Annotated in this window: 12 protein-coding genes and 1 pseudogene; 4 read left to right on the forward strand and 9 right to left on the reverse strand. The window is 58.7% G+C overall.

The features are described 5' to 3' along the window. The 7 genes and pseudogenes from DXB86_RS08960 to DXB86_RS08990 form a co-directional block, all read right to left on the reverse strand. Positions 1 to 607, reverse strand: a pseudogene (locus DXB86_RS08960) (SIS domain-containing protein); the annotation flags it as partial. Between the two features lie 60 nt (positions 608 to 667). Further along, positions 668 to 1,783, reverse strand: a complete 1,116-nt coding sequence (locus DXB86_RS08965; protein ID WP_117638249.1) for an SIS domain-containing protein — start codon at positions 1,781 to 1,783, stop codon at positions 668 to 670. 194 nt (positions 1,784 to 1,977) lie between these two features. Beyond that, on the reverse strand, positions 1,978 to 2,691 hold the full coding sequence (locus tag DXB86_RS08970; protein ID WP_099432289.1) for a GntR family transcriptional regulator: 714 nt from the start codon (positions 2,689 to 2,691) through the stop codon (positions 1,978 to 1,980). After that, on the reverse strand, positions 2,676 to 3,443 hold the full coding sequence (locus DXB86_RS08975) for a GntR family transcriptional regulator (protein ID WP_117736887.1): 768 nt from the start codon (positions 3,441 to 3,443) through the stop codon (positions 2,676 to 2,678). Before DXB86_RS08975 ends, DXB86_RS08970 begins: the two co-directional genes overlap by 16 nt. 38 nt (positions 3,444 to 3,481) lie before the next feature. Beyond that, a complete protein-coding gene (locus tag DXB86_RS08980) occupies positions 3,482 to 3,970 on the reverse strand; it encodes a hypothetical protein (protein WP_117640898.1) in 489 nt (162 codons plus the stop codon). A gap of 338 nt (positions 3,971 to 4,308) precedes the next feature. Then, positions 4,309 to 6,837: a phosphoketolase gene (locus DXB86_RS08985; RefSeq protein ID WP_117736888.1), complete on the reverse strand. Its 2,529-nt coding sequence runs from the start codon at positions 6,835 to 6,837 to the stop codon at positions 4,309 to 4,311. 204 nt (positions 6,838 to 7,041) lie between these two features. After that, entirely contained in the window at positions 7,042 to 8,070 is a 1,029-nt protein-coding gene (locus DXB86_RS08990; RefSeq protein ID WP_089573627.1) for a LacI family DNA-binding transcriptional regulator, read from the reverse strand. A gap of 183 nt (positions 8,071 to 8,253) precedes the next feature. Here DXB86_RS08990 and murB point away from each other — a divergent pair, with 183 nt between their 5' ends. After that, positions 8,254 to 9,216, forward strand: coding sequence for a UDP-N-acetylmuramate dehydrogenase (murB, locus tag DXB86_RS08995; protein ID WP_117736889.1), 963 nt, complete (start codon positions 8,254 to 8,256; stop codon positions 9,214 to 9,216). Between the two features lie 228 nt (positions 9,217 to 9,444). On the opposite strand, the gene DXB86_RS09000 is transcribed toward murB, so the two are convergent. Next, on the reverse strand, positions 9,445 to 10,650 hold the full coding sequence (locus DXB86_RS09000) for a CHAP domain-containing protein (protein ID WP_117736890.1): 1,206 nt from the start codon (positions 10,648 to 10,650) through the stop codon (positions 9,445 to 9,447). Positions 10,651 to 10,916: 266 nt separating this feature from the next. Here DXB86_RS09000 and galE point away from each other — a divergent pair, with 266 nt between their 5' ends. Continuing rightward, positions 10,917 to 11,978 (forward strand): UDP-glucose 4-epimerase GalE, encoded by a 1,062-nt coding sequence (gene galE, locus DXB86_RS09005; protein WP_117736891.1) that lies wholly within the window; start codon positions 10,917 to 10,919, stop codon positions 11,976 to 11,978. Between the two features lie 88 nt (positions 11,979 to 12,066). Here galE and DXB86_RS09010 read toward each other — a convergent pair whose 3' ends face one another. Next, complete coding sequence (locus tag DXB86_RS09010) at positions 12,067 to 12,378, reverse strand: hypothetical protein (RefSeq protein WP_117564855.1); 312 nt, start codon at positions 12,376 to 12,378, stop codon at positions 12,067 to 12,069. 294 nt (positions 12,379 to 12,672) lie between these two features. Between DXB86_RS09010 and DXB86_RS09020 the strand changes: the two genes are divergently transcribed. Continuing rightward, entirely contained in the window at positions 12,673 to 13,971 is a 1,299-nt protein-coding gene (locus DXB86_RS09020; protein ID WP_117736892.1) for an ATP-binding protein, read from the forward strand. Positions 13,972 to 14,113: 142 nt separating this feature from the next. After that, a complete protein-coding gene (locus DXB86_RS09025; RefSeq protein ID WP_124786586.1) occupies positions 14,114 to 14,632 on the forward strand; it encodes a hypothetical protein in 519 nt (172 codons plus the stop codon). Positions 14,633 to 15,413: the final 781 nt, after the last annotated feature.

Here is a 15,413-nt window from a genome sequence, read left to right on the forward strand (position 1 = left end):
CGCGCGGCTCGAAGCGCTTGCGGATATCGAGCATGTCCTTCCAGATGTCCTTGGTCTGCTCGATAAACAGATCGAACTTGGGGAAGCAGCCGCGGCGGTTGAGCAGGCGCAGGCCGAAGCAGTCGGCGAGGTAGTAGCCCTTCTCGCAGCCGCCCGAACCATGGTCAGAAGCCATGGCGACGCAGTTCTCGGCGCCGACAGCCTGGCCGATGGGGCCCTCGGGCTTGGTCATGGCGTAGACGCGCACGCCCATGCCCTTCATCTTCTTGACGGCCTCGAGGACCTCGGGGGTGGTTCCGGACTCGGAGGCGGTGAGCACGACGGACTTCTCGGTCATGCGCTTGTGGCCCATGACGTTCCACTCGGCGGCGTGGATCAGGTAGACCTCGAGGTCGCGGTCGCCGAACTTGTTCATGAGGTACTCGAGCTGCATGAGCTCGTCCCAGGTGCCGCCGACACCCATCAGGAACACGGCGTCGTAGCCCTCGTCGGCGACCTTGTCGGCGAGCGCGGTCATCTTCTTGCCGGTCTCGTAGAGCGCCTTGCCGTCCTCGAGATAGCCCTCCTGGTCGAAATGCATGATCTCGATCTTCTCGGTTTCCTTCATTTGTCTCTCCTTTCTGGGGTTGTTTCCACATCCCCCATGCCAACGGGCATCAAAACCCGCTTACATTCCGTAACACTCAGCCGCTTTGGCCTTAAGCGCATTGACTGACTCTTCGTAGCCCTCTGCCTTGACCTCCATTTGCTTGGAGACGGTATCGAGATACGGGTGCACGTTCCATGACTTCAGACGCTCGGCAATCATGGCCGCAATCGTCTGGAAGAACACAAGATTGGGAATTGCGCTGAGCAGCGGAGCCACCTGAGGCACCGCAACCTCGTGAGCCCTACCCTTGGGATGGGCCGTGAGCAGCACCGTTTTTGCCGTAACGTTCGATAGCGCATCGGCGATATTCGCAAGACGCTCCGACCCCTGCGGATCGTCGACGATAAACACCAGATAGCCCGGAACGATCTGCATCTCGGGACCGTGGACGAACTCCTCGCCTTCGTGATGCATGGCAGGAATCTTGATGGTCTCGCTCAGCTTGAGCGCTGCCTCCTCGGCAACACCATAGTTGGGGCCGTTGCCGACGACCATGGCGGGCATGTGCTCAGAAAGCTCGAGCATGTGATCTTGGACATATGCCTCGGCGGTCTTGCACATCACGGCATTAGCCTGGATAGCCTCGCGCAGGTCATCAAGACGCTGAGCAACGCCCTTGGCGTCAATCGTTCCGCGCGCCTGACCGCCGTAAATACCAAAGAGCACCAGGTACTCAACGAGAACCTCGACGCCCAGAGTCACAAAGTCCACCGACTCGACACCCACACCGTAGTCAAGAACGATGTCAGCGTGTTCCTTGATGGGTGCCTCGACGTTTGCCGTGAGCGCAACTGCAGCCATATCGTGTGCACGCATGTAATCGAGCGCCGCAATCGTATTGGTCGAATAGCCGCTCTGCGAGACGGCGATGTTGAGCGCATGCTGCGGATAGGTGTGTTCAAAATCGACGAAGGCCTCGGGCGTCACAACGGACACCTGCATCTGCAGCGCATCTTGCAGGTAATCGCGGGCGCAATCGGCGGCATGGCGCGACGAACCCGAAGCAACGATGCGCAGTGCATCAAAAGAACCGGACTGGAAAATATCAACGAGCTGCGCTACCAGCTCAGACGAACGCTCGAGGTTCTCCCCCATACGCACATGGGCAAGCTGAACGTAATCGAGCATCTTCATCGTCTCACCTCGTAACAAATCATTAGTATTTGATACCAATCACAGTTACAGGTTACGGCTTTTTGATACCTCTTTGTCGATTAATTTATCCCCATCGGCGAACGGTCGATTTTGAGCCATGTAAGGTTGTATATACGGTCTGCTCAACGAATCAAAATTCCGTCAGCTTTTCAGCCCGTTATGCAAAAAACCAGCTAGTACGTATAGGTATATCCACCCGCATCGCCGCGGTTAAACGACTTGACGTACTCGATCGCCTGGCCGCTCGCATCGAAGCTCACGCACTCCAGCGTCAAGGCAAGATCGCCCTGCTCCAGTCCAAGCAGGCCGGCATCTCGCGCGCCCAGCGCTTCGATATCGAGCTTTTCCTGTGCCATGACCGGCTTTCGGCCCAACATCTCATAGGTCTCGTACAAACTGAAGACCGACACGTCAATATCTTCGATTGTGGGGAACAGCAGGCACGGGATGAACGCCGTCTCAATCGATACGGGATCGCCGTTGACGCAGTTCAAACGCCGAATCGAATACAGCAAATCGTCCTCGGCAATGCCAAACAGGTTGGCATAATATGGGCCCGCATAACGCTTGGAACGCGCGAGGATACGGACGGACGGCTCGCCGCCCGAAGCACGAACCGATTCGCGAAAGCCTCCTGTTCGCTCGTACGCAACGGGCACTTTCTGTGCCACAAACGCGCCCTTTCCGCGGACGCGTCGAATCTGCCCACGCCGAACCAGCTCATCGACAGCACTTCGGATGGTCAAGCGTGTCGTACCAAATTCCTCAGCGAGGTCTTTTTCGGACGGAATCATGGAACCCGTGGGATATATACCGCGCTCGATACGCTCCTCGATGCGGCGTCGAATGCGCATATAAACCGGGGTGGCATCTACTGTTTCAGCCATTGTTCACCTGCCACGCTCCTCATGCCGTTCTTTTCGCCGTTATCGGCAAAGCGGAACTTTGTGGGCAAAATCACCGATTTGCAATGCTCCACAAAACGCATGTCCTTATCAAATTCGATCGTGCTCTCATAGAACACCGGCGTTTCCTCTTCTTGTTGGAGCAGCTCGGCCTCTTCGGCGTTCAAACGCGAGATGGAGATATGCTCACGTCCATGCTCAACACGCACGCCACCTTCTTTGAGCAAGACATCGTAAAGGCTCTCGCACTCAAAATCGTGCTCGGGAAGCGATGGGCACAGGGACAGGTTAACGTGAGCCGTCTCGATTGACGCCGGCTCGCCCTCAATAAGTCGAACGCGCTGCATGCGGAGCAAAGGAGCGCCTATAGCCACCCCAAGCTTGTCGGCAAGCGTCTTATCCGCCTCGATGGTCTCGGTGGAAACCAGACGAGAAGAGGGATGCAGGCCGGCAGTCCGCACGGCATCGGAAAAGTTATACGTTTCCTGGAAGATGTTCAGCGGCTTAGGAGGACACACATACGTACCCGATCCGCGACGGCTCTCGAGCGTTCCACACGAGATGAGCCGCGTGATACCGGCGCGCAACGCCGTACGCGAAACGCCGATCTCTTCGCACAGCACGCGCTCGGCCGGCAGGCGATCGCCGCCGGCAAGCTGATGGTGCTGGATATACCAAAGAATCCCCTCAACAGCACGATCTTTGGGGGGGATTGCATAAGATTCGCCTGCCATTGCACAGACTCCTCGTTCAGAAACGTATGTCGCCAAAATTAGGCCAGACCACCCATGGCATCAAATTCGGCCTTGATCTTCTCGGCGACATTCCGATACGACTTATATAGGCTTGAATCGCGTTTGACTTCGTCGGTCATAACGGGAATCTCTAATTTGGAAACCTCGTCTTTTCCCGTCTGAACCGCCACAACAACGCCCATACCAAGACACATATTACGCTTGGCTGCGTTCATTTTTGCCGCCTTAGCGGGATTTGCCAGAATACGCTGGGCAAATTCCTGTTTAGAGACCGCTTCATCGGCCTCCGGATCGCCCGCCTCGGCCACTTCGCACTGCAACACGTCCGCATAGTCAAAAATCTTCGGCTCGCCGCCGCGCTGATGTACGGCCCACTTGCGACGCGTGGCATCCTGGTAGATAGCCGGCAAAAACGTAAACCGCGGCGGGTCCAAAATCGTATCCGTGATGGTAAACACATCGGGATCAAAGGCATCCTGCGGGTTTTTCTTCTTGAACAGCCCCATATCAGCCTCTCTTACTAACATTTAACAACTCAAGCTGAATATAGCACCAATTTCAAGCCGCCACCTCACCCTATCGGTACGCGGCGTCTATGGCTCGCCCAGCGGAAGAGCTCACGGACGAGGGCCGGGGAGGCATACTCTGTTTTGAGAAGTGGGCTTCGCGAACTTCTCAAAACAGAGTATGCCTCCCCGGCCCCGGCAATGTAATTTTGGCTGACCATAGTTAGATGCACGGTTTCCAAGGCAGCAACAGCCAAGTCCCCATCACATTAAAAAATATCAGCGCCGCAGATCGAAACGGTCGAGAGGGCCGCCTCCGGGCGAGACCGTCCCGGATGCTATTCGTTGTCGCCTGCGGTCATCTGCGTTGCGGAGAGCGCGCCGTCGGCAGCGGTTGCGGCTGCGGCGTCGGGCCAGACCCAGTCGGTGAAGGCCGGGTGATCGTAGCCCTCATCGCACGCGAACTCGAAGGCCTCGGTGCGGAATGCCTCCCACTTATCAATCTGCTCGGCAAACTTATCGGCGTCGACCATGCGCAGCACGTCGGCGGCCAGTGTCCAGCGGTCCATGTTGTTCAGGCGCAGCATGTCGAACGGCGTTGTCGTGGAGCCTTTCTCCTCGTAGCCGTGGACGCGGAAGGCATCGTGGCCGGGGCGGTTCCAGATCAGGCGGCGAATCGTGCCGGCATAGGCGTGGAACGCGAAGAGGACGGGCTTCTCGCCGCAGCCGAACAGCTCAGCCCAGCGCTCGTCGCTGAGAGCCTGGTCGTTCTCGCAGACGTTCTGGATCTTGAGCAGATCGACCACGTTGACGAACCATACCTTGATGCCCAGCTCGCGCAGCATGTCGGTTGCAGCCAGAGCCTCAAGCGTCGGCACGTCGCCGCAGGTGGCGACCACGACATCGGCCTCGGCGAGCGAATCGGCGGTCGATGCCCACTCCCAGGTCGCAACGCCCTCGGCGAGCTCCGCCTTGGCCTCGTCGACCGTCTGGAAGGTCGGAGCAGGCTGCTTGCCGCAGAAGATGGCGTTGACGCAGTCGGTGGACTGGTAGACGCGCTCGGCAACGGCAAGGGCCATGTTGGCGTCGGCCGGATAGTAGGCATTCACGATGTGCGTGTCGTTGGCCTTGTTGAGCAGCAGGTCGATAAAGCCGGGGTCCTGATGCGAGAAGCCGTTGTGGTCCTGACGCCAGACGTGGCTCGACAGCAAAATGTTAAGGCCGCTGATGGGGGCACGCCACGGAATCTCGCGCTTGGTAGCCTCGAGCCACTTGCAGTGCTGGTTGACCATGGAGTCGACCACATGGACAAAGCTCTCGTAGGAGCTCCACACGCCGGAACGGCCAGTGAGCACGTAGGCCTCGAGGAAGCCCTCGCATTGGTGCTCGGACAGCTGCTCGACGACCTTACCGGAGCCTGCCAGCAGCTCGTCGTTGGCCTCGTCCTCGTAGAAGCCGGCGTCCCACTGCTTCTTGGTCACCTTGTAGGCAGCCTGCAGGCGGTTGGACGCGGTCTCGTCGGGACCGAAGATGCGGAAGTCATCCATGTTCTTGGCCAGAACGTCGGCAGTGTACTCACCAAAGACGCGGGCGGCCTCGGTGGAGCCCCAGCCATGACCATTAGTGTCGACGGGGACCTCGTGGGCATGAATATCGGGCAGCTCGAGCTCGCGACGCACCTTACCGCCGTTCGCGTTGGGGTTGGCGCCGATGCGCAGCTCGCCGGTCGGCATAAAGGCCGTCACCTCGGGGCGCACCTGGCCCTCGGGCGTAAAGAGCTCCTCGGGCTTGTAGGAACGCAGCCACTCGCGCAGCACGCGGAAGTGCTCGTGGGTGTCCTTGGCACTCGCCAGCGGCACCTGATGCGCGCGCCAGGAGTCCTCGGTCTTCTTGCCGTCGATCTGCTTGGGGCAGGTCCAGCCCTTGGGCGTGCGGAACACAATCATGGGGTAGGCCGGGCGGACCACGGTCTCGCCTGCGGCGGCCTGGGCCTGCGCGGTTGCCTTGATGTCACAGATCTCATCGAAGACCTGCTCAAACAGGGCAGCGAAACGCGCATGAATGCTTGTGTGGCTCTCGTCGTCAAAGCCGGCGACAAAGAAGTGCGGCTTATAGCCCATGCCCTCAAAGAACTTGGTGAGCTCTTCGTCGGACACGCGGGCGAGGATGGTGGGGTTGGCGATCTTGTAGCCGTTGAGGTGCAGGATCGGCAAAACGATACCGTCGGTTGCCGGGTTCACGAGCTTGTTGGATTGCCAAGAGGTCGCGAGCGGGCCGGTCTCGGACTCGCCGTCGCCCACCACGGCCACGGCCAACAGGCTCGGGTTGTCCATGATGGCACCGTAAGCGTGGCTGAGCGTGTAGCCGAGCTCGCCGCCCTCGTGGATGGAACCGGGCGTCTCGGGCGCAAAGTGGCTCGGGATGCCGCCGGGATAAGAGAACTGGCGGAAGAACTTCTGCAGGCCTGCCTCGTCATTGGTGATGTCGGGGCGAATCTCGCGGTAGGTGCCGTCGAGCAGCGACTGAGCAGTACCGGCGGGGCCACCGTGACCAGGGCCCATCAAGAAGATAGCATTCTGGTTGTGGTCGGCGATCAGTCGATTGACGTGACCGAACAGGAAGTTGATGCCGGGCGTGGTGCCCCAGTGGCCAACCAGGCGGTGCTTAACGTCCGGACGACCGAAGTCGCGCACCTCACCGGTTTTCTCGTCGACAAAGTCGGGGCGCATTAGCGGGTTAGAGCGAAGGTAGATCTGACCGACGGACAGATAGTTCGATGCGCGCCAATACAGGTCGACGCCCTCGAGCTCGGAAGCCGGCACCTCGTGGCCCAGCTTTTGCCACGGCGTCCCCAGTGTTTTAGCCATTGTTTATGTCCCTTCGCTGTGCGGTCACCCTCCAATACGGCAACCTTTCGTTGGGACCAGTATATTTGCTAAAACGTTTTATCATGGTGAAAAAACGTTTTATCACCCTTATCAATCCCATCGATTAGCAAAACGCGACATTCACCTGCGGCGTTGATTGTCACAGGTGCTCCACATTCGGTCTCTGCAAATTGGTAAACGTGTTTAGTTGTGTTTAGTAAGCTCGAGCACGCTGTCCTTAACGATAAGCTCCGGCTCCAGAACGACCTCTTCGGCACGCCTGCCGCCCCTACCGGCAAGACGCTTGGACATGCAGCCAAAAGCATGCTCCGCAAGGACACCAGGGTCCTGCTCGATCGCGGTCAGCGCCGGCTCAAAGAGAACGTCGGCCGCCGAGTTGTCATAGCTCACCACCGAGATATCGCCCGGGATGCTCTTCCCCATCTCGTGTAAGCGCTTGAGCAAACCGAGGGCAATGTTATCTGAGCTTGCGAACACGGCAGTGGCGTCAGTTGCGAGCACTGCCTCCGAGGCCTCGTATGCGCTCGGAATGTAGTACTCGCTCTCAAACTCCAAACGCGCGTCGATCGGCAGGCCAACCTCGCGCAGCGCGCGCTCATAGCCGGCAAGTCGCTTGCGACCCGTATTGGAGCGGCGCGCGTTAACCAGGCAGGCAATGCGGCGGTGGCCTTGCTCGATCAGATAGCGGGTGGCCATATAGCCGCCCATCTCGTGGTCGAACATCACCTTGTCGCACTCGAGTCCCTCAATGGCACGGTCGACCATTACGGCCGGGATGGGCAGGTGGCTGACTTCTTCGCGCAGGGCGCGGTCGTCGGAGAACTCGTCGCCCACGACCAGGAAGACGCCATCAACGCCGCGCGTCACCAGCTGGCGCAGCAGCTCCAGATCGTCATCGGCGCTTCCGCCCGAGCTGGTAATGAAGAGCGCATAGCCGTCCTCGCGACAGCGCTTTTCCAAGCTCCCGGCGAGCGAGGCAAAAAAGCGGCTCTCGATGTTAGGGACGATAAGGCCCAGCGTGCGCGACTCGCGCATGACCAGACTACGCGCAATCTGGTTAGGAACATAGTGGTTGCGCGCCGCGACCTCCTTGATGAGCTTGCGGTTTTCTTCCGAGATGCGACAGGGCCGATTATTGAGAACAAGCGAGACCGACGAGGGGGAAAGCCCCACCTCCTGGGCGATCTGCTTGAGGGTGACTTTGTTGGCCATCTCGCTCCTTCCAGGTTTACGCGCAATCTCTTGAAAGTATAGCGACCGCCCCTCTACCTCGGTGATAAACACTTTACCAATCCGGTAGACGGCTGTTTTATCGCCGCCAGCGCACCAAATCCGTCCGGGTGGGGTATATTGCAATCGATTGATGACAACGACCACCAAAAGGCGGATATTCGTATGCACGAGAACGACTTTTTTAACGAGGACCTGCTGTGCGCGCTTGCTGGCGTTGCCGGCGAGGACAACGTGCTGATGAGCGAGCCCATGCGCGAGCACACCACGTTTAAGATCGGCGGCCCGGCCGACGTCTTTGTCACGCCCGATACCGAGCAGGGCCTCGTCGCCACGCTCGATACCTGCTATCGCTGCAATCTACCACTCACCATCGTGGGCAACGGCTCCGACCTGCTCGTCGGCGACAAGGGCATCCGTGGCGTCGTCGTGGCGCTGGGCGAGGGACTCTCCGACATTACGGTCGACGGCACGCACGTCACGGCGGCAGCCGGCGCCTTGCTTTCCGATGTCGCCGCTGCGGCAGCCGAGGCCGGTCTCACCGGCATGGAGCCCATCTCGGGTATCCCCGGATCGGTCGGCGGCGCCTGCTACATGAACGCCGGTGCCTACGGTGCCTGCATGGCCGATGTGCTGGAGTCCGTGCGCGTCTACAAACCCGCTCGCCAGCTCGACGATGGCACCCGCGGCAGCGGCAACATCATCGAGTTCGATGTCGACGAACTCAACCTGGGCTATCGCAAGAGCCGCATCGCCGACGACGGCTTTACCGTGCTTTCGGCCACCTTCAATCTCGCCCCGGGCAACGCCGCGATGATTAAGGCCGACATGGACGACTACCGCCAGCGCCGCGAGGACAAGCAGCCGCTCGACATGCCGAGTGCTGGCTCCACTTTCAAGCGCCCCGAGGGTTACTTTGCCGGCAAACTCATCATGGATGCCGGCCTGCGAGGACACGCCGTTGGCGGCGCGCAGGTGAGCGAGAAGCACTGCGGCTTCATCGTCAACGCCGACCACGCCACCGCCGCCGACGTCGACGAACTCATCCGCCACATCCAAACAACCGTCAAAGACCAATTCAACGTAGACCTCGAACCCGAAGTCCACCGAGTCGGCGAATTCCTCTAACAAAGAAGGCCCCGAAAGGGGCCTTCTCCATATTTATTTAGATAAACCAGTCCGGTGTGTGACGTATTGGATCCGAGAGGTCCGTGGCTGCCCGGAAGGCATTAGGTTGATCGCGAGTTCCGCACGAGTCGGAGAGCACTTAATGTGCTCTCCGTGCGAGCAGGACTGTCCGAGCAGGCAACCTAATGCCTTCCGGGCAGCCACGGACCGACTTACTTCAAACCGCCGTTACGACAGCACCACGCCGCCGAGCCAGCCCCAACGCACGCCAGAGCCCGTACCGTAGAACGAAATAAACGAATCAAGCGACTTAGACGTAATGGCACCCTCGTTGCTCATAACGATGCCGCCGCCGATATAGATGCCCACGTGGCCATACAGCAGGCCCGGCGCACCGGTGCCGCTATGCGATGAGTCGGCAACAATCATGCCCACCTGCAACGCCGAGCGGTCGGAGCTATAGCACCATGCGTTAAACATATCGCACGCGTTGCCGCCAAAATAGCCCACGCCGGCATTGCGGAAGACGTTGGTAACCCAGGCAGCACACCAGCCCTGGCCGGGAGAAGGCGTCGAGTAGCACGCATTGACGACGGCCTGCTGCTTGCCCGAACCGCCCGTCTGTTGCGGGGTGCCGCCGGCATACGAGCCGCCACCCGAGCTCGAGCCACCCGAAGAAGAGCCCGTGTTCGCAGAGGCCGCGGCTGCCGCAGCCGCCTTCCTAGCGGCCTCCTCAGCCTGGGCGGCAGCGAGGATCTCGGAATCGCGCTGAGCCATGAGTTCCTTGACGTCGTCGGAAAGACCGTTCAGCACGGTCTGGACTTCTTGCTGCTTGGCCTGCATATCCTGCATCTGAGCCGTCTGCTGGTCCTTGAGTTTCTCCAGGTTGGCCTTTTGTGATTCGAGCTCGGTCTTCTGTGCGTCGAGCTCAGCCTGAATCGTCTGGATATCCTCGATGGCATCGCGGTCGCTCTTGTTGATCTTCTCAACGTAATGCGCGTTGGCGACGAGTTCCTCAAACGAGCCAGAGGCCAGCAGCAGCGACAGGATATTCGTACCGCCGGACTTGTAGCTGGCGGCCACGCGATCGGAAAGGTCGTTGCGCTTCTTCTTGAGCTCGGCCTTCTTTTCATCGATCTGGGCCTGCGTGTCGTCAATCTTGCCCTGGACATTCTCGATGTCGTTGAGGATCTGGGCATTCTTGTTGGCCAGCGCCGCATACTCATTTGCGATGCTGTCGAGCTGGGCCTGGACCTCGTCGAGTTGGGCCTGGGCGGCATTCAATTTATCGGTGGTTTCTTTGGAAGCCTCCGCCGCATGGGCGCGAGTGGGCAGGCCAAAAAGAACTGCCGCAGAAGCGGCGCCGAACAGTGCCTTAAGGGCAGTGCGGCGCGAGAGCTCCTGGGAAAGGATGGAATCGCTGTTTGGTGACATATGTACTCCGTTACATGCTTATTTATATGTCGCTCAACTCATACATATTAGCGTACATATGGCGCGTCCCAACGATTTCCACGAACGGCAGGAAACTACAAGGTCGGCGGCTCGTAAGCAATTGTCAAATTTGAGGTAACAATTGAGCAAGCTCTTATATGAGTACGTTAACATAATCCTCTGCTTTTCCTACAGCGCACGATTTGGGCGTCCCCGCCTGCGCTATACTCCCCTCTAGAAGTGTTCCTGATTCGATAGGAGACTACATGTCCAAAGCACTCGACCCCAAAGACACCTGCGTCCTCGTTACCGGTGGCGCCGGCTTTATCGGCTCGCACACCGTCGTTCAGCTGCTCGAGGGTGGCTACCAGGTCGTCATCGTCGATGATCTCTCCAACTCCAGCGCCGTCGCCGTCGACCGCGTCAAGACCATCGTGGGCGACGAAGCCGCCAAGAACCTCACCTTCTACAAGGCCAACGTGCTCGACCGCGATGCGATGAACAAGATCTTCGATACCCATCAGATCGACCGTGTCATCCACTTTGCCGGCTTTAAGGCCGTCGGCGAGTCGGTGAGCAAGCCCGTCGAGTACTACCACAACAACATCGAGAACACCCTGGTGCTCATCGACGTCATGCGCAACCATGGCTGCAAGTCCATCATCTTCTCGAGCTCCTCGACCGTCTACGGCGACCCGGACAACCCGCCCGTCACCGAAGAGGACCCCAAGAAGCCCGCGACCAACCCCTATGGTTGGACCAAGTGGATGATCGAGCAGATCCTTATGGACGTTCACACCGCCGACCCCGAGTGGGACGTCGTGCTGCTCCGCTACTTCAACCCCATCGGCGCCCATCCGTCGGGCCTGATCGGCGAGGACCCCAAGGGTATCCCCAACAACCTGGTGCCCTATGTCGCGCAGGTTGCCGTGGGCAAGCTCGAGGCCGTTCAGGTCTTTGGCAATGACTACCCCACTCCCGACGGCACGGGCGTGCGCGACTATATCCACGTTTGCGACCTGGCCTCGGGCCACGTTGCCGCCCTCAACTGGATGAACGGCAAGACCGGCGTCGAGATCTTTAACCTGGGCACCGGCACCGGCACCTCGGTGCTCGAGGTCGTTGCTGCCTTCTCCAAGGCGTGCGGCAAGGAGCTGCCCTACGTGATTCGCGAGCGCCGCGCCGGCGACATCGCCGCCAACTGGTGCGATGCCTCCAAGGCCGAGCGCATGATGGGTTGGAAGGCCCAGTACGATATCGCGGACATGTGCCGCGATAGCTGGAACTGGCAGAGCCACAACCCCAACGGCTTCGCCGACGCCGAGTAGCCACTCCCCCGTGCTAGGTTTTGTGGCATGCCTCAAAACCTAGCACGCGACATGCTCGGCACATGCCGCTTCCCGCATGGGTAGATTTCTAGACATGTCCCAAAAATCTACTGGCCCCGGCCTCCAATGTGAGGTCGGGGCTTTTTAGGAACTCGTTCTCGAGCTCGAGCTCGCGCATGCACTTGCGGGCGGCCCTCATCTCGGCGGTCTCGGTCTTGGCCGCGGCCGCCGCGACCGGGTGGTTGGCCAGTTCCTTCTTTCTGACCGTCACCCATCTTCCCAGGATCTTCTCATTGATGCCGAGGTCGGCGGCCACTTGGGCGATGGGCTTCCCCGACGCGACGGCGAAGTCTGCGGCCTCGGTGCGGTGCCCCGCTGTGCAGGAGAGCCTATCTGCCATGACTGAACACTCCTTTCTTTTTGGCGCTGAAACGATTATCGCCGCTCAACGCCATTCCTCTAAGTCAAGTGTCCTGGGATACAATACAGTTCAAATGGACGAGGAGGATCCGGCGCTCCTCTTGATGAGCCCGGAGAGGCCCCTGGTCGTCACCCTTCCCCGCGCGAACGCAAAGCGGACGGCGGCGAGCCATGTCCTCCCCGCGCGTTCCATTTAGGGAGTCCTCGAGAAGTCGATCTCCCTGTGCGATAATCGAGCTATTGAGTCTCGCGAGTTTAGAGCTGGTGATATGCATTGAAAATCAAGGTGAAAAACATCGGCAGGGTCGCTGAGGCCGATATCGAGATTAATGGCATTGCCGTGATCGCCGGGGAGAACGGGACGGGGAAAAGCACGGTTGGAAAAGCGCTTTATGCGGCCTTCAACAGCATGTCCGATTCGGAGAACAAAATCGACCGCATGAGGCGCAATAGTGTTGAACGCGCCATCAGGAAGGCATATGTGGGAGGCCCTCTCGACTCCACGTCTCGCCACAGGCGAACTGCTGGAAGAATGAATGGTTTCATCGACAGGGTTTTTTCGGGCGAGTGCACGAGGGACGAGCTTATTGATGAGATAAAGGAGTATTACGGGGAGGAGATCTCCCGTGAGATCGAATCCGATTTCACGAATGGCGTAGCAGGAGTTGCCGATCAGATTATCGAGATCATGGATATCTCCGATGATGAGGTATTTCGTGCGATTGCGACAAACAGGTTCCAAAGCGAGTTCAACGGCCAGATCAATTCGGTTTTCGGCGAAGAGCCCGGGAAGGTCGAACTCCAGATAAAGGACGCATCTACGGTTTTCTCGGTTGCAGGTGACGAGGTGGCGGAGGTGCACGATAGGAGGGTTTTGCGATTCAGGGCGCATTATCTGGACGACCCGTTCCTGATCGATTCTCTCGGAGGGCCCTACGGCCCCGCTTTTCGGTTCAGGCCCCTCCTTGGACACCAGGAGGAGCTGCGGCAAGATTTGATTCAGGCGACCATCCGTAACGATGACAGCGAGTCCTCGCTGTTCGACGAGATCGCGAAGGAGCGGCACCTGAAGGTTCTCATGGACAAGGTCTCCTCCTTATGTCCGGGGTATTTCGAGGGGAGCGAAAGTCGCGGTCACCTTACGTATCTCGAAGAGGGCTTCGCTCGGGGGTTGGAGCCTGGGAACCTTTCTGCTGGCTTGAAGACGTTCGCCATCATGAAGGTGCTCTTGAAGTCCGGCGCGCTAGATGCCGGAGGGACTATTATCCTCGATGAACCCGAGATTCATCTTCATCCTGCATGGCAGCTGGCCTTCGCCGAGATAATCGTGCTGCTCCAGAAAGAGCTCGGGATGCACGTCTTAATGAGCACCCATAGTCCATATTTCTTGAATGCGATCGAAGTGTATTCTAAGAAGCACGCTGTTGATGGATTGTGCTCATATTATCTTGCGGAGACCTGCGCTGATGGACGCTCTCGCTTTGCCGAAATAACCGGCTCGACTGAGGTCGCCTACGAGAAGCTGGCGGCTCCTTTTGATACGCTTGAGAGGGAGGAGTACGGCCTTGAGTAGCGACCTGTGCGCCTCCTGCCCTCATCCGAACTCTCCCGTGGTGCCAGATGGCAGCGATGGTTGCTCCCGTTGCAGGACCTGTATCCTAAGGGACTGCACGTCGACCATCTCCAAAACATCCAGAGACGGGAGCGTCTCTCTTGTGGATGACGATTTGCCTGTTGTCAATTTTGACTCTGTTAAAGAATGCTACTGCAAGAAGGTCAATAGGTGGATGCAACTCCCGCGCTCCGCCGATGCGCTGTATTGCGATCGGGAAACGTTATATCTAGTCGAATTTAAAAACGGCAGTCTGAAGGAGACGCTGGGGAAGAGGCTCAATCCCAAGGATGACGAAGAGCTTGGTATCAATCTTGGCCAAAGGGACGCCCTCATCGAGAAGTGCAAGGACAGCGTTTTGATCTGCTCGGACCTGTGGGGAAAGAGGACGAGATGGTTTCGCGAGCACTGCGTCTTTGTTTTGGTATACAACGAGGACAAGAACAAGACCGCGTTGAAGCGGGTTGCCAGCTCGATTAGGAAAAAAGCGCGTTTTGGGCTTCCTGACAAATTGAAAGGTTTTTGCGTGAAGGATGTCTTGACGCTAACCGAAAAGGAGTTTTCGACATCGCTCCTTTCAACTTGGCGAGACGCAGAAGAAATCGCGGAGGTCGACGCGTAGGAGACCGAAAAGCATCCGGTGGCTATTTGCTCCCGATATCGATCGTTCGTCTGCAGTCGGTTTTCTTTCCGCTGCGCCCGCCAGTTTGCGATGAGTCGCGCACCGTGTGAAGCTCAACACGGATGAAATACAAATATAATCCCCCCCCCCTTGCACTGTGTTGATAAATATTGCTCGTCGAACTCATCTGAACTGGGCTTTCTTGCATAGAACTGCCTGAACCTGAGCGTTTTCGGGTATCGCATTGCCCGATCGAGCACCATCGCGACCTTCTCAAGCTTGTCCTCGGGCGGACTCATAGCCACAGCCCCGCATGTCGTCCCGGTTGGAGCCGGGATGAGCCCTCAGGAAGCACTGCATGAAGTAGCGCATCCGGTTCACGGGCCCCAGCGGGTTCTGGCCGTCGGGAACGCCCTTGAGCAGCTTCGCGTTGTAGTGCTGGCTCTTCAGTGACAGATTGTTGACGGGAGCCGTGTGGCGCCCGGCTCCATGTCGTGGATGAGCGTGGAGCCGGGCGCCACACGGCTCCCGAACGTCGCCAAGGTCTTCGCCCTGCTTGTCTTGCCAAGGCCCTCCCGGATGAAGATTGAATTGCCTGGCTCATCGCAGCCGAGCGCGACACGGCCTCTACCCGAGACCATCATCTCTACACATAGCCCATCATTCGACAAGAACGCGCAGTTTGTCCTGCATAGGCGCATGGTGTCCCCCTCCGCCGCAAGAGGTGAGCAAAAGAGAGGCTCCCCTCGCCACTACCGGACAAAGGGACCTCTCTGGGGAA

The organism is Collinsella sp. OM06-18AC, assembly GCF_003438785.1.
Classification (GTDB): Bacteria; Actinomycetota; Coriobacteriia; order Coriobacteriales; family Coriobacteriaceae; genus Collinsella.